This window comes from Legionella santicrucis, from assembly GCF_001468135.1.
In the GTDB taxonomy this organism is placed as follows: Bacteria; Pseudomonadota; Gammaproteobacteria; order Legionellales; family Legionellaceae; genus Legionella; species Legionella santicrucis.
In genome coordinates, this window is the sequence record NZ_LNYU01000029.1 from 1 (window position 1) to 22,097 (window position 22,097).

Sequence of the window (22,097 nt, forward strand, 5' to 3'; positions counted from 1 at the left end):
TTATATGAAATACATTTAAAATCAGCGAGTTATTTCTTATCCTTTCTTCCTTTATTTATTTTTTCAAAGTTTTTTGTCCCGTACAAAGCAAATTCACGCATTATTTGTTATCAAATTGAAACGATAAAAATGAAATTGTTTATCATGAACTTATATTAAATTAGAAAAATAAGTTACTTTTTGAACAAAAATTGCGAAGCTACAGCGTGATTTTTTTATAAAATAAAAAATAATGAACTTTTTTTAAAAAAAACAGCAATCAACACTTGACTCAAAACGCATCTCGGAGTCTAATAGCAACCCTCGGGGCCAGATAGCTCAGTCGGTAGAGCAGAGGACTGAAAATCCTCGTGTCGGCAGTTCGATTCTGCCTCTGGCCACCATGAGAACCCGAGTTTAATCAATAAGTTACAATCGTTTTACCAAAATCAGCAAAAATCATGTGCGTGACTTTTGCGTGACCTAGTAGAAGTCTTCAAACTAAAGTACTACCACTTTACCTTGTTGAACTCTTCTATCTGTTTTATTCTGACTTCCCCTTCGAACCAAAGTTAATACAACTCCACTTTGTTTCTTTGAGCAAACTTTATTTGCCGCCTCATACAAATTCTGCAACTCGGCTGAAGAATAGTGTGTGGTGATTCGCCCTGAACGATGGCCCAATAAATCCTGCCTATCTTCAAAACTTACACCTTCAGCACGTAGCCTACGTCCAAAGGTATGTTTTAAATCATGCACACGCACATGCTCTAAATGAGCACGCACCCTTCCCTTTCTCCAAGCAGTTGCATTCATCCTACTTACTGGCTCACCGCGATAAGTAAATACGTATTGACTATGCACATTACGTTGGCTTTCAACAACGCTTCGCGCAACATCATTACATACAATCAAACGCTCCTCTCCATTTTTTACTAAAGTTCCAGGTATAATAAATACCAGTAAATGAGATAAGGATGGTATCTTTACTTCCCAGTCCCAGCAGAGCTGACAAATTTCTTGCTCACGACACCCAGTGTTCACAGCAAATAATGCCATACTTTCAAGATGCGCAGGCAACTCTTGAAAAAGCCTTTCCTGCTCCTCCCAATTTAATGGGTAAGGTTTTCGAAGATCATGTTCTGGTAAGAGTTTGATCTTCGGAGCACTCGCAAGCCAAGTCAGTCCAAAATCATCAATCCATTCAGTAGATGCGAGATTAAGGATACGACGAACAATTTTTAGACCATGATTAATTGTTCGCGTTTTAACTTGATCCTGTCTTCTACCCTCAATGAAAGATTGTAACGATCCAACATGAATAGCATCGATTGATAAACTACCTATATACTTAACCAACTCTCTGAGACGTCCGGCGTCTGAACGCAAGCTCTTCTTATGTTGGTTTTCATTTAGGTATTTTGTTGCTGCCTCAATAAAAGAACGTTTAGGCCTAACACCGTAAATAGAAGCCTGGCGAATTTCCTCAAGTCTTCTCGTTAAATATTTTTCCGCTTCGTCGAGGCTGCTTGTTCCAGTGCTTTCACAAAGTCTTTTTCCGTAGATCTTTTTATCAATGTACCAGACACTACCTCTTTTCTGCAGGCCTGGTGATTTTTTTCGTCCCATTGTTCCAAACTCCTCTGCTTGGTTATCGCAGGACGACCACTACACTGTATATAATCGTCCACCCAGGCATCTAAATCAAGCCTATCGAAGGCAACTCCTTGTACTCCCATTGGAATTTCCACTACATTAGGTCTAACTACTTTGTTGAAGCGATGCCGGTCCATACCTAAATAGGTAGGCGCATCTCGGAGACGAATTAATCGGGGAATTATATTAAAATTGCTCATAACTTCTAACTCACTCCTTAAAGAAAGAAACTACATAGGAGGATTGAATGTTGATTTTGTATCCTCATTTATCCATCCTTGAATAGTGTCATAATGCCAAGCAAGTACACTTCCATTTAATTTCACAGGTTTAGGGAAATTTCCCGTTGTCCACCATCTCCTTAACGTCATTCGGTTACAACCGGTGATTTTTTCAACTTCGTTTATAAATAATAATTGCTGTTCAATTGGAATTTTTTTCATTTCAACTCCATAAACCCCACCAAATTACTCGTTTCGAGTACAATTTAATCATATCGAGCACTTAAATTCAATTACTTTAATTCCCCCAAAAGAGGTTACAGAGAGTTAAAAACATATCGGAGGGTTAATCATCAGAACTGGTGAAATAATAAAAGAAGCTCTTGCTCAAACTACGAGAAAGATCTTGAATCTTTTGATTTATTTAAATATGGCTACTTATCGATTTTGTTATCCGCTTTAAGCACTTGTATTTATTCTTAAAATCCTTAGGCATGTAATTCTTTTTTATAAATCAAATAACGGTAATTGCTGCATGTCATATACTTTTTACTATCCTGCTCCTAATAGCCATACAGGAAGGCGTTTACGCGAATATCTTTCTTCGATTAAACGGCACAAAATAGGAAATTAATTTCAGAATGCACTTACTCTACCGTCGCTGTGCGCCAAGGAAGGCTGAAAGCCGAGGCGCATAGTCCGTATATGGACTCCTCCGTTTTTGCAAGTAAAAAGCCTATGAAAAATGAAGTATTTGCATCCGTATATCCGACCATTGATGAATGAGAATTATTCACGCTGGGCCTTGATGATATTCGTACTCTGTCTCCTGATCGCGATATCGAATATTAAATTCATCGGACTCCCCAGGTATTTACAGAGTAGGATTTACCATTTTCACATCAGCTTCTAGTTGCAAAACTCGGGCAAGTCGTTAGCTCTCGCGATAGTTAGTTACTATTTATGAATCTAAGTTTTTGTAGTCAGTGTTTTTTACTGATTACAAAAACTTAGATTTAGTCAAAGCAAACCGATTCATCATTGAACCCTCTCTTAAGCAGCACGGTTCAAACGATCGATATATTTATCTCCATACGCCATAATAGCCCACATGTGACGTGCATTTTTATTAGCCACCGCAAGGCGGCTTTATTGTATCCTCGTTCTTTATGTATTCGTTGTACCCAATGATTGAAATAGTCTGTTTTTTTCCTGCATTTTGAACCACTGAGCGGCCTCCATGTATTAGCAAACTTCGTATATAACGATCACCTCGCTTACTAATAGACATAAGACAATGCTTTCCTCCGCTAGAGTGTTCTTTGGGTACTAATCCTAAATAAGCAGCAAAATGGCGGCCATTTTTGAAGATAGATGGCTCACCAATTATCGCAAACACAATACTGGCGCTCATTGGACCTACTCCAGAGAGTTTCATAAGGCGTCTGCAACAGTCATTTTTCTCACAAAACTGTTCTATTTTTTTTGTGTACTCTTCTATTTCTTTATCTAAATCCAATAGCTTTTTATAACAACTGGCTATAATAACTCTCATATCGGCCGTAAGCTCATTAGTTGCATCTTCTAGTAAAAAAGGCACTTGCTTTCTTAAGGGAGATAAGCCTTGAACAATAAAAATACCCACTTCTCTCAAATAACCCCGTATTCGATTTGCCAATGCCGTTCTGTCATGCACCAAACTTTCTCGATATCGATGATTCATCTGTATTTCTTGTTGTTCTAGTGTTTTTATCGGTACAGTAGGCATTCCATCTTGCTGTGCTGCTATAGCAATTGCTCGCGCATCATTCTTATCATTTTTATTCCCCTGAACAAAAGGTTTCACATGATGAGGACTAATTTGGGATACCTCATGACCATAGGATAGAAACTTACGTGACCAATAATTCGAACTCCCACAGGCTTCCATTCCTACTTTACAAGGAGGTAAATTCGCCATGAATCGAGGTAACTCTTGCCGGCTCATTTTTTTACCCAATATTTTTTTGCCATGAATATTAATTCCATGAAGTTGGAATACATCTTTTGCCAAATTAATACCTAATAAAGTAACATGACTCATTGGACTCTCTTGTGCTTTGTTTTTTGTCAAAAACATTTTGGCTCATCTAATGGCCGTTTAAAAGGAGGAGAAGTCCATATCATTGCGATAGAGTGCGATTTACGCAGACATCCCGTAGGGATGCGGAGTAAATCTTTATGCAGTCGTTAAGTCGTTGGTGTAGGCATACGCTTTGCTCGTTCAGAGCAAACGTGCCGGAAACAGGACGCTCGCGGCCTTTAACCTGTCGCGTTGGCGAGTGAATTCTGGGGACTTGGATGTCCCAGAATTTTTAACGAGGTAGCGACACGCTTGGATTTGTTGAAAGTTATTAAATTTCAACTTTACAAAAAAGGTATGAATATCAACTATCTATCTAACACGCTGAATACATGCTTCCAGCCGAGCAACTAGTTCAGGTGGTGCCGAAAGGCATGCCTAAATTCAACAAAATGCTCCCAAGATAAAATAGAAATATCTTTTCCTATAGAATAACCTGTTCCTCTCACAGATACAGCTCAAGGTAGTAACTATTTTAGAGAGCTTCTCTTGAAGAACATCTTAATAATTTATTCCATAAGCTTGAAAAGCTGTTTTTTGGTCTAAATTCAAATTAACCAAGATATTTCGTTTTTCTTTTCAGACAATTTTTACCTAATCATAGCCGAGTTACTAGTCAATCACACCTCCATATTGACTTAAAATTGCACACCAGATAAAATTATAGTCAATTGAATTTGAGAATCATAACTATGTCATTGATTAATATAAAAAAAACCTTATGGTTTTTTTGTCTTATTAGTATTACCCTCCCCACATTTGCAGATACAACGCCTGATGGTCAGCCTATCTTATATTGTCCTCAAACAGTAAAATGCAATGGAACTTCCGTGAGAAACTGTGAACTATCAGATAATATCTATGGTGTATGGGGTAAGCCTGAATATTTCAGTGGAAACCCACGCTTAATAACGGGAATATATAAATTAGAAGAGGTTGTTGGTCTTGGTACGCATAGTGGTTGGGGTAGTCCAGAATGTCATTATAGAATTCATGAGAAGCAACCTATGCCGATTATAGTTTCTATAAATACTCAATTTGAGAATAATCCTGCTAATACTTATTATCGTAATATATTTACCGCTTATCAATCTGAATTATCAGGCTGGAGCGGTGAAGGAAGAGAGAAAAAATGTTTATCTGACAATCCAATAGTTTGTCCAATAGTTGAAACCCCAGAAATTTCAATGTTATTTCAATACGAAATGCAATCTATTATGTTTTATTTTCCTCAGGATAATGCTGGTGGTTTTGAGCCAAATTTTGGTCGTACTCATACTTTATCATATGAAAAATTACATGAAATATGTGGTGCTACATCGAATTGTATTATTGATATAGGAAGCTGTGATCAGCAGGATGATCATTGCTCGTCTTGGGGAACGGTTAGTCTGGATATCTCTACTCCAAATATTGTTAAAATTGATCAAATCAATACTAGTCCATTGGGGATTTCTCAATGTACCTTCAAGAAAAAAGAGCCGTTTAATACCATTTATTGTGATTTCAAAAAATAAATACATATTTTACGAGTCAATAAATCCTGCACTTGTTAGCTCATGTATATGAGGTTAGGTCTTGAATTTTGCATTACAACTCATTCAAAACTCAAGGCCCTCTCATTTCTTATGAAAAAATGAACACCGATAACGAATTAAAGATAAGCTTCTAAAGTTATTATTTTATTATGCTTGTACTAGCTTTTTCACATTCGCAGTTTTAATTTTCATTTTAAATATTTCCACTAGCGTATCTACCCAGGATTACAGATAAATGTAATTTTTATGAACTTCATCATATAAATAAAATAAAGGATTTGTATTAAAGGGGGTCCACCTTACACGACGACGCCGGACGAATTTGAAACAATACATATAGGCATCGAAGATTATAATCAGTTATCTTCATCCCACATCTTTCTTCAAAATATTGCCGTATTTTTGAAGCACGCATTCCTCCACTGTTTATAACTGGCTGCTTTACTATTTTATCCTTTATTAAACTCGTCACTTGATCATAGTTTTTTATCTTCATCGTTTAAGTTCGACCAATTTACGAATTCAATAGCAAGATCATTCTTATTAGTGTTTGAAATTTCAGGAATGTGGATAAGTTTAATGCTATACAATTCAGAATTGAATATGTCAGGCGGTAGGTTGCTTCTGTACAAATCAACAAAGTTTTTTAATTCAGCGAAGTCAGAAAACAATGCTTTTTATCTGCTTTTTTTAACAATTTTTTAGCACACCCGAACTAAAACAAAAAAACTAAATTTTCGTTTAAGGCGAACTTTCGCCAAAGCAATTAATTAGTTGTAAAGAAGTGCCTGGTACTCTCCAAACAGAAGGGTATCAAACTCACGTTTGTCTATATGCTCAATTTTATTCCTTAAAGGAGTAAAAAAACTTACATTTTTTTCTTTTATGGTATGTGCAATTTTTTTTCTTAAAATAAAATTTATCATCAATTGTCAAATAAAACGACAATGAAATAATCTAATCCACGCTATGATTATTAAAGAGATATATGATTCTGACCTAAACCCGCTCTTTTTATTATAAATTTCGACCGCCCAATAAAGCTGAATCTATAGCTACTTCTAATATTTTTTTCCTTCCCTTTTCTTAGCAACATTTTATATCCCTATTGTTAAACCGTTATATTAAATTTAGTAAAAAGTTTAATATTTCCGCAGCATTTAGACACTTACGAAGATCCTTTCAAAAAGAAAATCCTCCCCCCTTGCTCCCAATGCCATTCATAAAATCCACTCATAGGTATCAGACAACGTTTGGATTTTATAGCATTTCGAAAGCAGGATTTTTACAAGCGTGTCGCTACCTCGTTAAAAATTCTGGGACATCCGAGCCCCCAGAATTCACTCGCCAACGCGACAGGTTAAAGGCCGCGAGCGTCCTGTTTCCGGCACGTTTGCTCTGAACGAGCAAAGCGTATGCCTACACCAACGACTTAACGACTGCATAATGATTTACTCCGCATCCCTATGGGCTGTCTGCGTAAATCGCACTCTATCGCGGACTATGCACCTCGGCTTTCAGCCTTCCTTGGCGCACAGCGAAAGAAGGTTTCGGATCGGGCATAAGACTTATTTTTCCTATCCGTTGCCCACGAGGGGAAACTTAACCCGCAGCGTAATAAAATGCTTTGCATTTTTATGAGAATGGGGTTGAATGAGGCAAAGCACATCAGTCCCCGGAGCAATATTAAATTTTGGGGTAATTTCAACCGTATTGATGCTATTAAATTGATATTTTAATGTCTCATATGAGGCAATATAAGCAAAGCGACCATACAAATTATTCCACTCTTTCTTTTAAAAAGTGTAGTGCATTTGAAAGAACATGTTGGGCAATATTAAAACACCAAGGCAACATCAATTTTTATATAGGATTTGACAGAATATAAACAAATCTGTATTGGCAAAAAAATAAGTAAAAAATTTCTTCAAAATGAAAAATCAATTAAAAATCGTATCCAATAATGTATCACTTCTATTTTTTATCAGGATGCATCGATGCATTTTTCATGTAACTTATTGAAAAAAAAATAAAATACCATGATCAAATAATTTAAAATGGGGTATATCAGTTGAATCCAAACAATCGCAAAGCAAAAGTACTTATGGCCAAAATTACAGTAACTTTACCAACAGCAATTTCATCAACAAATACTTAAAATAGCCAGTCTTATTCCTATACAATAACCAGTTTTATGTCATTCCTGGCTAATTTCAATTAGATAGCCATTTAACCCATTCCGTTTTAACCTGTTCATATCTTCTTCGGCAATGGTTTTTAATTTCCATATCATTTTCAGTGTAAAATTTTCCTCGTTGAAATGTTTTCTCAATGAGACTCCATACTTGTTGCTTGAGTTGAATTATTTTTTCACTCTTTGCCTGAGAGGCTAACTTGCTTTTTTGAAGCCTTTCTAGTTCGATCATAATTTCTAACTCACTAATTTTATCATTAATTTTGTGCCATTCTAAGTTATCAATTTGTTCATACAATATAGTAATTTTAGGATCACTATCTACATAAAGAGTACAATCCCGGGCTTGTTGATAAATAAGTAGAGCTTCAAAATATTGATGTTTTTTTTCATACAATTCGGCTTGTGCTATTAGCTGGTGTATTTCTTCCGAAATTTTTTGGCTTGTTGTTCTATTCAGAGAATCGAGAAGTTTCATGATACGTCCTTTTGCAAAAATAAAAAAATCCATTTTTATCATAATATTTTCATTATGATGATAAATCATATTATAAGACCTTATTTGGATCAATATGATTTATTAAAACCTCGTTTTATAGTTACATAGTAAATTATTTAATGGCCGTTCAAATAGAACATGGAGGATTGAAATTATTTTACATTGAAGCAAAAGACTTGCACCTCTTGTAATTATTTTTTATTTTCTATAATAATTTTTTAATTGGTTTCTTGTTAATTAACCCTCTTAGTTATAAATACTCCGCTAGTTAAACCATGTTGAGAATAGTAGTTTCTTCTAAGAGAAAGTTTTCCCTAAAAACATAGAATAAAAATAATCCTATTAGGATTTTTTTCAATTTATACTTTCTCAAAAAACTTAGATAATTTCATCCTGGCTATAATCATCTAAAAGAGTCTTAAATAATTGTTCCTTTTTTGTCTCAATGGATAATAAATTATTTACAAACTCATCTTTAAGATGCTCTTTAGATTCTCTTATTAAAACCTTTGAATATTGATCTTCTATCCAAAAATATGAAATAACGGTTGAGTGAGAAACATGTATGGAATTGGAGTTTGCAATATCCCACTGCTTAACCTTATTTTCGTTTTTTCTATCACTTTTATATTTTTTAAAAAGATATCTAAATCTTTTTGGGGCTACTCCTCTGAATGACTCGAATTTGATCACATTCAGATCGGTTTTTGTAGCTTTATCTTTTATCAAATCTTTAAATAGTTGTTCAAATAAGCTGGCTCTATGTAAACGAAATGAGCTTTATGATATGTCTCTCGAGTATTTGTAGAGCTTTTATTTGAAAAACCACCTGTATCCAGCAAATTTTTAATTTCAATCTCATCACTTTCGTCCAATTTTCTTTTATTAGAGACCAATTCTTTACGTTTTAAATTTTTTTCTCTTAAATCTCTTGAGCTATAGATAGATAAGAATAAAAAGTTTCTTCTGTATACGTGGCGTAAAACAGAATACTCATGAGATTTTTTTAAGGAGTTAATAATATATACTTTAACCTTTTTTTCGCATTTACTTTTAAATCTATTTATAAAAATTTTCGAAATTGCTAAATATGATAAAAATCCTGGATTTTTTGTTCTAATTTCTTCTAGATTTTTAATTTTACTTTTGCATAATTCTATTATGATAAGCTGTTGTCATTAATTATTTTTAAATAATCGGTTAGTTTTATAACCTCTGTTTCACAGTTAGCTTTTGAAAAATTTTGAACAAGTTCTTCAGCGATTACATTCATATTAGTTCCAATAGCCCCCACTAAACCTATAATTAATTCTGTGTATGCCATGTACAATCCTAAATTTCTTATTTAATTAATATTAGGCATATTTTTAAAAAGTGTTTCAAAATGGTTTAATCAAGTAAGTAAGACTTCAAAATTATTATGAGTTGACAATAGAGCTCCATCCCTGTGCGATGAAGTAACCTGGAACACGCTATTCCACTCTTTTTTAAAAGTGGAGTGCATTTTAAAGAGCATGTTGGATAATGTTAAAACAGATGCATAACATCTATTTTTACATGGAATTTGACAGTATATAAACAGACTTATCCACAGAAAATGTGTATAAGTAAGAATAAAATATTTTAACGAACAATGGAAAAAATCCTTATAGAATAAGACTTTTAAATGAATAAGGGTTTTAGGGAAATTATTTACTGCGAAAAATATCCACAAGAAAAAGTGGGGGTTCAGGGGATTTATGCCTTGCTATTTTAGACAAATCAAAATTAAAAAAACAGTCTTGACTTCCATTATTTTTTTACCAATACCACCATTAAAAACAAACTATCTTAATTTTTAACAATTTATTTAGCTATACCTATAAGAATTTTATTTGTACAATGGAATTCAACGTTCAAATACAAGGTGGAAATCACATGAGTTTCTTAGAGAAATTAGAACAAGCCGTAGGGAATGAGTATTTGGTAGAACAAAAGGATTTATTAGAAGAAATCACCCAGAAAAACCAAGAACAACCAGATTCGAATAAAATAGTTTTTATAAATAAAAATGCTCAGCCCGATAGTAATAAAATAGTTTCTGTTGATGCATAAATTAATAATTGTAGGATCAGGGATCAAATCTTTATCGCATTTGACTGAAGAAACCAAAAAAGTTATACAAAATTCAGACAAAGTGCTTTATCTCATTAATGAGGATAATCTCAAAAAATGGATTCAACTAGAAGCCAAGCAGTCTGAGTCATTGGATCCTATTTACTTTAGTCATAGCCAGCGAATTGAAGCTTATAAGGCACTAACAAAATATATCATCGAGGAATACTATAAAGTTTCAATTTTATGTGTGGTTTTCTATGGTCATCCTACAGTTTTAGCTGATTCAGGCCTTAATGCAGTGAAGCATATAAAAAAAGATGGAGGAAATGCCATAATTTTACCTGCAGTATCAGCCCAAGATTGTTTATTTAGTGATCTTGAAATTGATCCTGGAGATAGAGGCTGTTTTTCAATCGAGGCTACTGAGCTGGTCCTCTTTGAACGAAAAATTGATATTCATGCTCACATAATCCTTTGGCAAGTAGCAAACTTCGGTAAATCGGATAGAAGCAAAGTGAGTAAGTTATCAATTTTAAAAGATTATTTGTATGAGTATTATCCAACTGATCACTCTATTTGTCTGTATGAGGCCCCTTCTCTACCCACATACCGCTCGAGAATAGAGTGGATTTCACTGGATTGTTTTGATAAATCCATTATTAATTCTGTTACTACCGTATATATTCCACCCCTGAAGAAAAAGATGCTTAGCAAAAAGTTTTTAAATCTCCTTGATCTAAAAATAGAAGATTTAACTTTGGAAAAATAAAACCATTTTTTTATTCATTTTTAAATATTAGCTTGTAGTACATCCAAGTAATTTTCCAAATGGTAGATATATTTGGCTTTTATTGCTTGCTTAGTCTCACGCATCCTCTAAATAATTTTGCATCACTTGCAAATGGCGTTTTAGTATTGCAAAAAGAAAATGAAAACCGATTATCCGTATACTCTAACTCATCCGAACTACTGATACTCGTCGCGGTTGATTTATAATGATAAAAAGAAAATTCTGTTTGCTTACTTACATGATAAAGCAAACTTCCGAAAGCAGAGCTGTTTTCCTCAGTGAATTCTGTCTGATAAGCCAGCAAAACATTTTTCAACATTTCTAACTCATTATAAGCACTATTGCTCTGATTTGTTTTAAAGGTATTAATTTTGGTAAATGGGCATTGCAATGGATAATAAACACTATCTGATTTTTCAGTAAGTGCAGATGGCACCATAACGGTTGGGGTGTATTCTAAGTCATAACATTCATTATAAATTTTCTGAATCGTTTTGACTGGAAAGTATTGCTCATCAGTTGCTGGTTTGACTCCTATACCCGAGCCCATACAAATATTAAAAATATATTTTGCAGTGTCCGTAATGAAGGGTGGTGGTCTAAAACGATTGGTACTTTTTGCACTTAAGAACAAGTCATTACAAGAAGCATCATAAGTGTGTTGGGTGAGTTTTTTTCTTAGTGACTCAGAAAAGTACAATTTAAGCTTGAGCCATTTCTCATTATTTTTTACTTCTTCAATAAACTGCTCCGAAAAATATAGAATTTCACTTTGCCAATTATCGCCTGCATTTTTGTTCAGTAGTATATCCTTGAATATGAGATAATGCTCATACGGGGATTTAGGAGCGGGAAAATCGACATTAAAATGCTTTTGAATTCGCGCATGCTTTCGTTTACAACCTATATTCGGTAGTAAAAAAGAAGAGAGAGCACCAGATGAGACAGATAAAACATTGTTATCTACAGTTTGATCTTCATCAAAAATAACCTGCATGTTAAAAATAGCACCTGGTCCTTGTACGCAGTCGGGATAAATACGTTGATCGTCCCCAACATAATGCCATTCACAAAACTTATTTAAAATTAAACCTAAAGGAAGACTATTTTTACCATACCCTAAATGTTTGTATAATTCATTATCTGTGTGCTTGCTATCAATCCTTTCTACAAAACCACTGGTAGTAGGTAAGTAAGCATGATTTTTTACTCCAAAATGTGTGCCAAATTTATAATTAGCTACAAAAAAAGGAATTTTACTGTCTGGTTTAATTTCCTCAATAACTTTAAAAATCGAACTATTGACATCTTTTACTTTATGTTTGATTTCATCCCATGAAATACTAGAGATTTGGTTCATTCCTAAACACCTACATAACAAACTGAATTCAAATAAATTTTTAAAACATATAAAAATGTTTATAGAGCTTAATCTTAGTGATTTTTAATGATAGAGTCACCAACTTTATTAGACTTAAGGAAGAGTTTTTTATGTTAAAGTCATTAGAAAAGATGCCTAAAGGAGCTATGCCCCTTTATCTTATCCAAGCTTTTTCAACCTTTGCATTTGCAATTCTTTATTCGTCACTTTCATTATTTCTTACAAAGCAATTAGGTTTGTCTCATACACTTTCAAACAGTATTGTAGGATTATTTTTAGCTTTTAATTATGTCTTGCATCTATTGGGTGGCATTATTGGAGGACAGTATATCAGTAATCGAAGTTTATTTTTTATAACTACCGTCATACAAAGTATTGGCATCCTATTACTGGCACTTTCTCAAATATCTCTTCTTTATTTAGGATTAAGCTTATTTTTAGTTGGTTGTGGGTTAGGTACCACTGCCTATAACAGTATTTTGACTCAACAATTTGCCCCGGAAGATCATCGTCGAGATACTGCATTTTTCTTAAGCTATGCAGCGATGAACGTTGGATTTTGCGCTGGATTTATGGTTAGTGGATTTTTTGATTATTCGAATCAATATCAAAATTTATTTTATGCAAGCTTAATACCTAATATAGTTACCCTCTTTTTAATGTGGGTATATTGGCCTAATCTGAAAGATAATGATACAGCTTTGGCAAAAATAAAAAACACATCCGCAGTCCTTCAAAAGAAATGGATTGGTTATGTTCTCATACTGTTTCTTATCCCCTTCACGCTACTCTGTTTTCATTCTGCTCACCTAAGTAATGGTGCTGTGGTAGGCTTAAGTATTGTTATGTTTTTTGTCATCCTGTTTTTAGGATTGAAACAAAAAATCATGATAGATAAACAAAAAATCATGACCTTTTTAATTTTAACAATCACTTCTATTCTTTTTTGGATGATTTATTACACGGGTCCTATGGGTATCACTCTATTCATTAAAAACAATGTCGATAGGCATGTATCCAATTATGAATTAGCTACACAATGGATTTTAAATATCAATGCAATTGTCATTATTTTAGGTGCACCACTGTTATCCATGTTATTGAATAAATTTCAGAGAAAAGGCTTCAAAATTTCAGTCGCGACCAAATTTGTCTGGGCTTTTGGTATCTTAGCCTGCTCATTCTTTTTATTATCCAGCGGCATTATATTTGCCAATGATCTTGGCTATACAAGTATCTACTGGATAATAGGTCATTTTATTACTCAATCCCTGGCTGAATTACTTATTGGGCCAGTGGGATATGCTATGATCGGCAGAATATCTCCACCTAAGCTCCAAGGCATTTTGATGGGAACTTGGATGATGGTTTCAGGTGTTTCTGCGTCATTATCTCATTACTTTTCCAATGCAATGATGAAATCACAAGCAACTAATCCCTTGGTGACTAATGGAGATTATTCGCATGTATTTAACCAATTAGGAAGCTGGGCCTTGGTAGGAGTAGTTTTCTTATATTTAATTTCAAAAAAGATTAATCCGATTATCGAACAAGATAAAGAATCTGCAGCATTCATAACAGCAGGATGAAATTACAATAGGACATAAGGAAATATGCCAACAAATTACTCAAAAATACATTTTACCTCAGCACTTTTCCATATAAAAAAACTAATTTTTTCGAATCTGAGGTTATGTTCTACTATATGCGTTTAAACATAACCCTAATAATTTGAAAATGAGGTTGCTACATGGGATGTTTTACCGAGATTTCAGAACCCCTGATTGATGTTAAATTTAAATTAAAAAAAGATGCTCAGAAATATTTGATTGATTATATTCTTTCTTACAGTGAATTGGACTGTAAAGGGCTGGCTCAAATACTTAAAGTGAGTCCCTTGATGCTTAGCCAAGCCTTGGCTGGAAAGGAGTTTTTAGGCCCAGAAAAGGCTTGCGATTTATTTCAATATTTCATTATAATGATTGGGATCTAATAACTTTTAATCATTAGGTCACAAGTTCGAGTCTTGTCCTGGGAGCTAATCCCAGTCTTGGTTTTGTCGAAAATCAATCAAACCTTAAGTTTTACGTGTCGAATGTGTCGAGGTTTGAAGTGAAATCCCTAAGACCATTTTTTAAATTTATAACTCATAATCCGTTGGTTCTAGGTTCAAGTCCTAGTGGAGTCACCAATAAGGACAACACACAACAGCAAGTAGTTATGGTAGATTTAACTAGATGGTTTTATTATGCGTGTTGGTGAAATAATGTAGTCTTCTGGTACTGGCTTAAATAAATCTTCGTCATGAGTCCATCGTTTAGCTCTAGATTGAAAAGCACGAAGAGCATCTATATCTAATTCAACAGCAACTAAGAAATCATTCCTCCCCCCTCGAAGTCTCGCCAAATCACGTTTAAATGATTGCTTACTTGGCACCCTAACTCTACTGTCTCCATATTTTTGATTATTAACCATAACGATATAAGCATGAATATCTAAGGCAGCTGACCCAACTAAGCTAGAAAAAGTCTCAATATCTTTATTCCATGAGAGTATCATTAAAGAGTCAATCCCTCCTTGAAAACTAACCCGTGCTTTTGAATTTTGCAACTCAGAACAAACCATTACTCCAAAATGAAAATTATTATGATTATAAATAGGATTTCGAATACTTCTCGGATCTTTCCACCATGTTTTTCCAGGCTTCCATAAAAGAACGCGTTCTTCTTCAACAGCAGGTTGTAACTTTGATTGCCATATTCTAATTGACGAGGGGTATCCTAAACTATTATCTATCAAGCTTAAACAAGCCTCACTAACAATTTTATTGTTTTTTTTATGTCTATATTCAGTCCCAGCTATCAAATTAATACCAGATATTAATAAACGATTTGTAATACTAGGTATCCACTCTATTGGAATCGAGAGTTCTGGAAAAATCAAATAGTCAGGACGAGTTGTTAAATGAATGGCATCGTTAACTAACTTTGCAATTCGCTTATAACGCTTAAGCGTTAAAGAGGGCTTTTCACATGCAGAGTGTGCTATTTCTGATTCTGATAAATATAAATTTGTAATCGCCACAATAATTTTATTTTTCCTTAGATTACCAATTTTTAGCATTCGACTATTATTCGAATTGTCTTCTTCAAATAGAGCCGCAGGCTTAATCCACACCCCTCTAAGGACTTGAACATATTTAGCCCAGATTGTTCTTGGTGTTTTTTTCATTGATTTGATAGGCCATACACATTCTGGTGAAATATCAGCAATTTCTTCCGGTGTATAGGGTCTGGTAGGAAAAAGAAAAGGACTAAAAACATTCACATTATGAATTATTTTTCTTCGTTTATTTAAAAATTCTTTTAAAGTTTCAATTTCCAATAAACGGATATTTTGAAATTCATCAAATATCTCATTTTCGTTTTCTATATCGAATTGGTTTAATAGGCTAACTGCATGGTTTTGGGTTAAAAAGGACTTATAGGGTGTATTTGCCAAATCAGATACCAACATTTTCTTTGATTTTTCTAAAATATCCAAATGAGTGAAATGTGAGTCTGACTTTTCCAAAATCTTTTGAATTACTTTTTCTGCTTGTTTAGAAAAATAGTTAAATTCGTTCACGCCTAAAAAATTACTTAAATTTAAATATTTAGATACCGACTCAATAAGGCTTTTTGCCAAACTGATTAGGATTTGCTGCCAAACTTCTTTTTTAGCGTTAATTTCACAACTATTAATACATATAGCACGATTGATTCCTGAAACTTGACCTAACAGTTCAATAGACTCAAATGATCGAATAATAATAGCTAATGCGCTTTCCCAATCATTCATGCTTATAGCGAAACCCAACAATCTAGGCAAATAAATATAGTTATCAAAAATTCTATCTGGCCTTAGTATATGGTTATATGCAAATTGATAAAATTCAGCACGTTCATTTTCCCATTCTTTTTTATGAAGATCTTTTGCCAGCATCTCAACATGCCTCAACTGCAGAGACCAAGACAAACGTCTTATTGTCAAACCATCTGCCCGACGTAGTGTATCTCCTTGCTCTCTAGTAGTACTTGAAGCTGAAAGAACTCGTGCAGCAGTTGATTGTTCTAACTGATCAGGAACCGGCATAAGTCGATACTCACTTGATAACTCATGCATTTCCTTTTCTATACTATTTATTAAATCACATCCTGCTTGCCCCTCTAAAATAAATAGTTTCTGTTTATCAGTTTGAAATTGAATAAGAGATTTTTTTTGATAATTTGCTCCCAGATTTACCTCCCACATTTCATTATTTTTATCAAATTTAATACAAGCACGGCCCATTTTTTTTTGTAAGTATTTCATTAGTTTATTAATATTATTAACCGTTCCAGGATTTGAAAGAACTAAAAATAGATCATCAACGTACCGACCATAGTATATCGGTGTTATTTTTTCCTTTATTAACTCGTCCCATTTGTACAACAGAATATTTGATATTATGCGAGTGGCAGTAAGCCCAACCACAAGTCCACCTCTAACGGTGTCCTTACTTTTCGATAATGAATTGGCAAAATAACTAGCTTTATCAGACCATTTTTTCAAAAATTTGCTCATTTGCAAATTAAATTCTTTTTCTTCTTTTGATAATTTAAGCCCTTCTCCAAGTTCTTTTAAAAAACCATCTGATGATATAAATAAAGGATCAATATTATGATAAAAGCACTTGAAGTCCAACGACACTGCAATAACATCATTACTATCATTTAGATTATTTCTAATATTTTTTAAACCATCTTTTCTCCACTTTTGATAAGGGTGAAAATATGGTTCAAATGAGCCAATCGCTGATATGTGAAATGCATTTTTTTTATTATCGCTGTCTCGAGTTCTGCGAAGTCTTGAACCATAAGATGACTTACTAAGGATTGCGTCAAATTTATGACCAATCATGTTTATCCAAAGTGATGAAAGAATATGAGCGTTAACAGGAAAATCACCAATCACTCTAAACTCAGCTTGTAATTCATTATTTATTTTTATGCTTTCAAACTCTTTTATTGGTTTAGAGAAATGAACATGACCATTTTTTTGATCTTTTTTAGGCTCTAACTTTAATTTTTTTGGTAATAGTCTCGGGGTACCCAAAAGCTCTTCAATATTTTCAAACCCATTTTGCAATTGAAGATTCTTTAATAATTCTTTTAAATTTCCTATTAAATTCCTTTCATACTCTGCGAAATTTCCTGAAGTTGGAAATATGTTTTCAAAAAAACAATCTGCTTTAGCCTTTCTATAGGCAACGATCAAATCTTTAATTTTTAATTTTTCCCAACCATTAAACTCCGCTTCATAATCCATAAAATTCCTTTTCTTAAAGCCATATAACACTAATTGAATCATCTGTTCTTATTTTAGACCATTTTCCTTCTATAATTTTGGGCGTTATAGCAAACTCTCGCTAGCCAGTGGCCACAAGTGCAAAGCGTCTGGCTACTCTTGTGATCTGACCTGTAGCCTCTTGGTTTATCACGTTATCAACAAATTGCTTGATTCTATTACTCATGATGGGAATAAGCATTTGGCGGTTGGAAACTAGGTTTTCTAACCATTTCATTCCTACTGCTCCATAAAAACGATTCGCATTTTCATTTAAATTTATGGCTAAAGAAGCAGGATTAGGATGATTGTGTAACCGTTCGAACAGTCCCATTCCTGCACCGGCATCTGCTTCAATATCAGCTAGCCTTATTTCTTGGCCAACATTAGCCCGAAGCACTGCTTTTGCCATGAGTCAGGCTAGTGATTCTTCCCCTGCTGAAAGAAAAAGTAACGACCAACTAATCGATAATCTGACTGTTCCTGATCGAGTCGCTCGTGTTTTTCCCTGCCCATTAGCTAACAGGTATGCAGCTTCGCCTGCTTCTTGGGGATCAATCTGGCTAAGCTCATCAAGAATCAATAATCAATCATTATGCAAAGCAGCTAGTCCTTCTAGTCCATTCGAATTAGAATCCTCACAAGCAAGCTTAGCTAAACTTGGTGCAAACGTAGCTATCGGAAAAATTAAACTGGAGTTACCTAAAGCCATCCGTCCTATTGAATCTCGCCATTCCTCTACTGTTCCTGCACAAGATAAAGCAGGTTCAATAACATGGGTATTTTGAAAGACTACTTTTGCATTTGCATCGCCAATAGCACCATTTACAGTAAGAAAAACATCGCCATACCAGCCCAAATTATCGACACAATGTGCACGGTCTTCGATAGGAACTACTTGTAAGTAGAAAATCAATAAATCCCTTGCTTGTCTATTATGTGATATTGCTAAACCTAGTCTTGCTAGTTCTCGTCTAACTTCAGAAGCATCACCTTGCAATAAAGCTAATGGCATTGCCCATTGATGAGTAACATTATCATCATCTTGCCATTCGAGTAACCGTCCCCCTTCACCGCTTTTAGCATCTCGGGTTTTAGCCACACCATACAGTGGTGAACATATCCAACGTGGAGGCAATTGATTGCCCATCTTTATCCGTGCCATTAAATGTTAAGCCTTTATCACTTACTTTGAAATGACCGCCGGCATACTCACAAACAACTGGGCAAGTTTTAGTATGAGGTAATGTAATAACTTGGTTAAATGCCATAAAATTTCTCCAACAAAAGTTCATGGAAATAGCCCCAGATAGAAATCCAATTGGCTTTATCTTTGGACTGTTAATAAAATTTATTCCTTAACTAATGCCTGCGATTGACCTATATCACTGGTTGAACAATAAATTTTTTGTTGTTGGAGAAAACCCAACACATCACTTTTGCGATGCAACACCTTACGCCCGATTTTTAAATACGGAAGGCTTGTACCTGCCCAACGATTACGTTCGAGTAATTGGAGACTGGGTAGTTATTGCATTAAAAATAAGAGTAATGATTCTGCTTTGGTTGTTTAAATCTACATAAGTATCAATCAGTCGAACAATTTCGTAGAAATTTGTTATGTATTAACATATTTAGATATGATTCTTGAAATGGATAACGATATTTAATAAAGATATACAAATAATTCTTGAAAATCTGTTAGTGACGAAAATAAAACAATCGTTGCCAAAAAAAAATAGAATTTAGACTTAACCGTCCCTATTCACACAATTATTCTAGTAGTAAAATTTAATCGTCTTTAATTAACGCTAATCAATCCAAACTTAAAAAAACTTTATATAAATTGGTTCAAATTCTCAAACTGCCTGATAGTTAATATATTTTATATTTTTAATGCTCTAAGCAAACTAATCCCACAACCAATGATCTGGGCTTGCATTTCGTTGGAACCAACACGAATATCAGCCCAATCCTCGTTAAGTGCAATTAACTCAAATTGCTGAGTCTCTTTAGATGCCGTTAATTGCTTATACTTCCTAATAATCACTTCTTGCTCACCATCAATTAGCGCCACTACAAAATCGCCAGGCTTAGGAGTTGCATCAGGATCAACAATGATTAAATCCTTCATCCTAAATTCAGGTACCATACTTTCATCTTTTATTTGTAACGCAAAAGCATTTTTACCGATACTTTTACTCATAGCTGTACTTATAGGGACAAAATCAACTTTTGCATCCATCTCTTCTGTTATCTCCTGAATACAAGCAATAGGATTAGCGGCTTGTTTGTAATCTATGACAGGAACCAATGCACCCATACCAGGTGATTTTTTTATCTTCCCCTCACGGCTATCAGTTAGGCACATCAGATACGAAGCAGATACTTCCAGAACATCAGCCAACAACTTAATTTCAGTAGGTCCAGGGGTGCGATCCCCCCTTTCATAGTTGTTAATCCGTGAAGTTTTCAATTCACCAGTCAACTCGGCCAATGCTTTTCTAGTCAATCCTTTGGCTTTGCGTTCATCCATAATTCTTTGGCCAATCTTTTCTTTGATATTCATGTCCATTCTGCCGTTTTGGTAAAAAAAATTTAAATCAGCCATTGACTTTAACTCGAATTGTGTTAATTTGAGATTAATTAATTACTCGTTACGAGTAATTATATTCAAATAGAGCTGATATCACGTCTTAAGTTCTCAAAATGATATCACAAAATTGATTGAGAGCTAGACATTAAGTTAAGGACTAACGATTTATTTATGTACTTTACAGTGAATGACAAGGAATTGGATGCACTTTGCGGGCTTTCCTATCTCCAGCAAATAACTTATTTAAGAGGCATTCGTCCTTACATGGATCGTAAAACATTCATAGTAGGGATTAAACGTGGGATCAGTTATCAATCGCTATCAGAGATACTTTATGTAGAACCTCATCAAGGCATTAAAGATTCTGGTAGTCCAAGTCGCCAACAAATTCGTCGCGCTGTTAAAGGACTTGAGCGGGCTGGACTTATCGCTATCCAATCTTGTGATAAGCATCTTATTTTAAAATGCCTTTTAGCAGATATCAGTTATTGTGTTCCAAATAAACCCAACACAAAGCCGACACAGGAACCAGACACAAAGAGCAATGCAAATTACTCAGGTAATTCAATAGATTGCAGCAATAATCTTTCAAAAGGCGACACAGAGAATAATACAATAGCCGACACACCTCATGAGTCAGATCTTTCTTGTGTGTTTTTGCGCAAAGCCTTTGAACAATTTTGGCAACAGTATCCACAACGTCGGGATCAACTTAAAGCCTGGGAAGCCTTCAAACAAGTTAATCCCGATGAAACACTATTCATAAAAATCCTGCAATCCCTTAATTCCCAAATTGAACATCATCATACACATCAAGCTGCTGGTTTATGGGTACCACATTGGAAAAACCCTGCTAACTGGCTAGCTCAAGAGTGCTGGAATGATGAGCTGATAACCGAAGTAATGGAGATAGAGAATGCAAAGCATACAACAAGTTCTAAAAAACAATCCGCTGTCGAACTGCTCTGGGACTCCTGTAAAGACGGAGCAGACCACTTTGACTTCAACTTCGAAGATAACAGTCCATCAGAATCCAGTAACAACATCATCCAGTTCAAAGGCGGGAAAACTGGCTGAAAAGGTGATCGAAACACTGTTTATACGTTTTACATCCATATACGGCCATGCCTGGAGTAGCCTGCATAAAGAAGGCGGTTTAATAGATGTTTTTAAAAAAGAATGGGCTGATGGATTGGGGGATTTTGATAAATCAATCATCAAAGAAGCATTGTTATATTGCCGTAGTCGCAATCGCCTGCCCCCTAACCTTCCTGAATTCATTGAATACTGTAGGTTGTTTGAAAAACGTGCACGGTTAAAAACTCCTACCCACACAGAACAAAAACCCAGAAATCTCGAAGCAGGCAAACATCATCTTCAAAAGATAAAACAATGTTTAAACATGAAATAACTAATAGGAGTGTAACCATGCTGGTATTAACAAGACGAATTGGGGAACGTATTTTTCTCGACAATGGAAAAATTGAAATTGCGTTTTTATATCACCGTAGGGGTCAGGTTGCATTCGGCATCAAAGCACCACCTGATATCGATATCGATCGTCAGGAAATATTTATCCTAAAACAGCAAAACAAAATGAATGAAAACATACTTCCTTCATCTGATGATTAATTTAATTGCTGAGATCATCTCAGCA

18 protein-coding genes, 1 tRNA gene and 3 pseudogenes are annotated in these 22,097 nt (G+C 34.5%); 9 read left to right on the plus strand and 13 right to left on the minus strand.

The window, feature by feature from the left end; translation table 11 throughout:
- Positions 1-307 precede the first annotated feature (307 nt).
- A tRNA-Phe gene (locus tag Lsan_RS06800) sits at positions 308-383 on the plus strand.
- 97 nt (positions 384-480) lie between these two features.
- Here Lsan_RS06800 and Lsan_RS06805 read toward each other — a convergent pair.
- From Lsan_RS06805 to Lsan_RS06815, 3 genes are all read right to left on the minus strand, one after another.
- A complete protein-coding gene (locus Lsan_RS06805) occupies positions 481-1,608 on the minus strand; it encodes a tyrosine-type recombinase/integrase (protein ID WP_058513758.1) in 1,128 nt (375 codons plus the stop codon).
- 257 nt (positions 1,609-1,865) lie between these two features.
- A complete protein-coding gene (locus tag Lsan_RS06810) occupies positions 1,866-2,078 on the minus strand; it encodes a helix-turn-helix transcriptional regulator (RefSeq protein ID WP_058513759.1) in 213 nt (70 codons plus the stop codon).
- Positions 2,079-2,985: 907 nt separating this feature from the next.
- The gene (locus tag Lsan_RS06815) at positions 2,986-3,975 is read right to left on the minus strand and encodes an IS110 family RNA-guided transposase (RefSeq protein ID WP_058513760.1); all 990 of its coding nucleotides are present in this window, start codon (positions 3,973-3,975) and stop codon (positions 2,986-2,988) included.
- Positions 3,976-4,808: 833 nt separating this feature from the next.
- Here Lsan_RS06815 and Lsan_RS06820 point away from each other — a divergent pair.
- Entirely contained in the window at positions 4,809-5,495 is a 687-nt protein-coding gene (locus Lsan_RS06820; RefSeq protein ID WP_133134344.1) for a hypothetical protein, read from the plus strand.
- A 953-nt stretch (positions 5,496-6,448) separates the two neighbouring features.
- Here the strand turns inward: Lsan_RS06820 and Lsan_RS23510 are convergent.
- The 5 genes and pseudogenes from Lsan_RS23510 to Lsan_RS21990 all read right to left on the minus strand — a co-directional run bounded on the left by Lsan_RS23510 (position 6,449) and on the right by Lsan_RS21990 (position 9,533).
- Positions 6,449-6,565 carry a DUF3644 domain-containing protein gene (locus Lsan_RS23510; RefSeq protein WP_420324288.1) on the minus strand — a complete coding sequence of 39 codons (117 nt, stop codon included), beginning with the start codon at positions 6,563-6,565 and terminating at the stop codon, positions 6,449-6,451.
- 119 nt (positions 6,566-6,684) lie between these two features.
- Positions 6,685-6,789 (minus strand): annotated as a pseudogene (locus Lsan_RS23325) (SOS response-associated peptidase family protein); the annotation flags it as partial.
- A 940-nt stretch (positions 6,790-7,729) separates the two neighbouring features.
- Positions 7,730-8,230: a hypothetical protein gene (locus Lsan_RS06830; RefSeq protein WP_133134345.1), complete on the minus strand. Its 501-nt coding sequence runs from the start codon at positions 8,228-8,230 to the stop codon at positions 7,730-7,732.
- A gap of 357 nt (positions 8,231-8,587) precedes the next feature.
- Positions 8,588-8,938: a hypothetical protein gene (locus Lsan_RS06835; protein ID WP_058513764.1), complete on the minus strand. Its 351-nt coding sequence runs from the start codon at positions 8,936-8,938 to the stop codon at positions 8,588-8,590.
- Positions 8,939-9,368: 430 nt separating this feature from the next.
- Positions 9,369-9,533, minus strand: a complete 165-nt coding sequence (locus Lsan_RS21990) for a hypothetical protein (protein ID WP_157068289.1) — start codon at positions 9,531-9,533, stop codon at positions 9,369-9,371.
- A 593-nt stretch (positions 9,534-10,126) separates the two neighbouring features.
- Here Lsan_RS21990 and Lsan_RS22465 point away from each other — a divergent pair.
- On the plus strand, positions 10,127-10,303 hold the full coding sequence (locus tag Lsan_RS22465) for a hypothetical protein (RefSeq protein ID WP_165482593.1): 177 nt from the start codon (positions 10,127-10,129) through the stop codon (positions 10,301-10,303).
- On the plus strand, positions 10,296-11,075 hold the full coding sequence (locus Lsan_RS06840; RefSeq protein WP_058513765.1) for an SAM-dependent methyltransferase: 780 nt from the start codon (positions 10,296-10,298) through the stop codon (positions 11,073-11,075). Before Lsan_RS22465 ends, Lsan_RS06840 begins: the two co-directional genes overlap by 8 nt.
- Before the next feature lie 79 nt (positions 11,076-11,154).
- Here the strand turns inward: Lsan_RS06840 and Lsan_RS06845 are convergent, their stop codons facing one another.
- On the minus strand, positions 11,155-12,456 hold the full coding sequence (locus Lsan_RS06845) for a hypothetical protein (RefSeq protein WP_058513766.1): 1,302 nt from the start codon (positions 12,454-12,456) through the stop codon (positions 11,155-11,157).
- A 131-nt stretch (positions 12,457-12,587) separates the two neighbouring features.
- Here Lsan_RS06845 and Lsan_RS06850 point away from each other — a divergent pair, with 131 nt between their 5' ends.
- Together Lsan_RS06850 and Lsan_RS06855 are read left to right on the plus strand one after the other, a co-directional pair.
- The gene (locus Lsan_RS06850) at positions 12,588-14,066 is read left to right on the plus strand and encodes a peptide MFS transporter (RefSeq protein WP_058513767.1); all 1,479 of its coding nucleotides are present in this window, start codon (positions 12,588-12,590) and stop codon (positions 14,064-14,066) included.
- 161 nt (positions 14,067-14,227) lie between these two features.
- Positions 14,228-14,470: a hypothetical protein gene (locus Lsan_RS06855; protein WP_058513768.1), complete on the plus strand. Its 243-nt coding sequence runs from the start codon at positions 14,228-14,230 to the stop codon at positions 14,468-14,470.
- Positions 14,471-14,706: 236 nt separating this feature from the next.
- Here Lsan_RS06855 and Lsan_RS06860 read toward each other — a convergent pair whose 3' ends face one another.
- The 4 genes and pseudogenes from Lsan_RS06860 to Lsan_RS06875 form a co-directional block, all read right to left on the minus strand.
- Positions 14,707-17,826, minus strand: coding sequence for an RNA-directed DNA polymerase (locus Lsan_RS06860; protein WP_058513769.1), 3,120 nt, complete (start codon positions 17,824-17,826; stop codon positions 14,707-14,709).
- Positions 17,827-17,935: 109 nt separating this feature from the next.
- Positions 17,936-19,115: pseudogene (locus Lsan_RS21470) on the minus strand (DUF927 domain-containing protein); the annotation flags it as partial.
- An 80-nt stretch (positions 19,116-19,195) separates the two neighbouring features.
- Positions 19,196-19,366: pseudogene (locus Lsan_RS22895) on the minus strand (DNA-binding protein); the annotation flags it as partial.
- Positions 19,367-19,729: 363 nt separating this feature from the next.
- A complete protein-coding gene (locus Lsan_RS06875; RefSeq protein WP_237762070.1) occupies positions 19,730-20,419 on the minus strand; it encodes a LexA family protein in 690 nt (229 codons plus the stop codon).
- Between the two features lie 192 nt (positions 20,420-20,611).
- Between Lsan_RS06875 and Lsan_RS06880 the strand changes: the two genes are divergently transcribed.
- From Lsan_RS06880 to Lsan_RS06890, 3 genes are read left to right on the plus strand one after another with little or no spacing between them, the layout of a single operon-like run.
- Positions 20,612-21,517: a hypothetical protein gene (locus Lsan_RS06880; RefSeq protein ID WP_058513772.1), complete on the plus strand. Its 906-nt coding sequence runs from the start codon at positions 20,612-20,614 to the stop codon at positions 21,515-21,517.
- 4 nt (positions 21,518-21,521) lie between these two features.
- Entirely contained in the window at positions 21,522-21,851 is a 330-nt protein-coding gene (locus Lsan_RS06885; RefSeq protein WP_058513773.1) for a hypothetical protein, read from the plus strand.
- 17 nt (positions 21,852-21,868) lie between these two features.
- A complete protein-coding gene (locus Lsan_RS06890) occupies positions 21,869-22,072 on the plus strand; it encodes a carbon storage regulator (RefSeq protein WP_058513826.1) in 204 nt (67 codons plus the stop codon).
- Positions 22,073-22,097 lie beyond the last annotated feature (25 nt).

Excerpts from the sequence above, each read along its gene's own strand:
- Lsan_RS06840 (WP_058513765.1), top strand. The coding sequence starts at position 10,296 with ATGCATAAATTAATAATTGTAGGATCAGGGATCAAATCTTTATCGCAT.
- Lsan_RS06850 (WP_058513767.1), top strand. The coding sequence starts at position 12,588 with ATGTTAAAGTCATTAGAAAAGATGCCTAAAGGAGCTATGCCCCTTTAT.
- Lsan_RS06860 (WP_058513769.1), bottom strand. The coding sequence starts at position 17,826 with ATGGATTATGAAGCGGAGTTTAATGGTTGGGAAAAATTAAAAATTAAA.
- Lsan_RS06805 (WP_058513758.1), bottom strand. The coding sequence starts at position 1,608 with ATGGGACGAAAAAAATCACCAGGCCTGCAGAAAAGAGGTAGTGTCTGG.
- Lsan_RS06815 (WP_058513760.1), bottom strand. The coding sequence starts at position 3,975 with ATGTTTTTGACAAAAAACAAAGCACAAGAGAGTCCAATGAGTCATGTT.
- Lsan_RS06855 (WP_058513768.1), top strand. The coding sequence starts at position 14,228 with ATGGGATGTTTTACCGAGATTTCAGAACCCCTGATTGATGTTAAATTT.
- Lsan_RS21990 (WP_157068289.1), bottom strand. The coding sequence starts at position 9,533 with ATGGCATACACAGAATTAATTATAGGTTTAGTGGGGGCTATTGGAACT.
- Lsan_RS22465 (WP_165482593.1), top strand. The coding sequence starts at position 10,127 with ATGAGTTTCTTAGAGAAATTAGAACAAGCCGTAGGGAATGAGTATTTG.
- Lsan_RS06875 (WP_237762070.1), bottom strand. The coding sequence starts at position 20,419 with ATGGACATGAATATCAAAGAAAAGATTGGCCAAAGAATTATGGATGAA.
- Lsan_RS06880 (WP_058513772.1), top strand. The coding sequence starts at position 20,612 with ATGTACTTTACAGTGAATGACAAGGAATTGGATGCACTTTGCGGGCTT.
- Lsan_RS06845 (WP_058513766.1), bottom strand. The coding sequence starts at position 12,456 with ATGAACCAAATCTCTAGTATTTCATGGGATGAAATCAAACATAAAGTA.
- Lsan_RS06830 (WP_133134345.1), bottom strand. The coding sequence starts at position 8,230 with ATGATAAAAATGGATTTTTTTATTTTTGCAAAAGGACGTATCATGAAA.
- Lsan_RS06810 (WP_058513759.1), bottom strand. The coding sequence starts at position 2,078 with ATGAAAAAAATTCCAATTGAACAGCAATTATTATTTATAAACGAAGTT.
- Lsan_RS06890 (WP_058513826.1), top strand. The coding sequence starts at position 21,869 with ATGCTGGTATTAACAAGACGAATTGGGGAACGTATTTTTCTCGACAAT.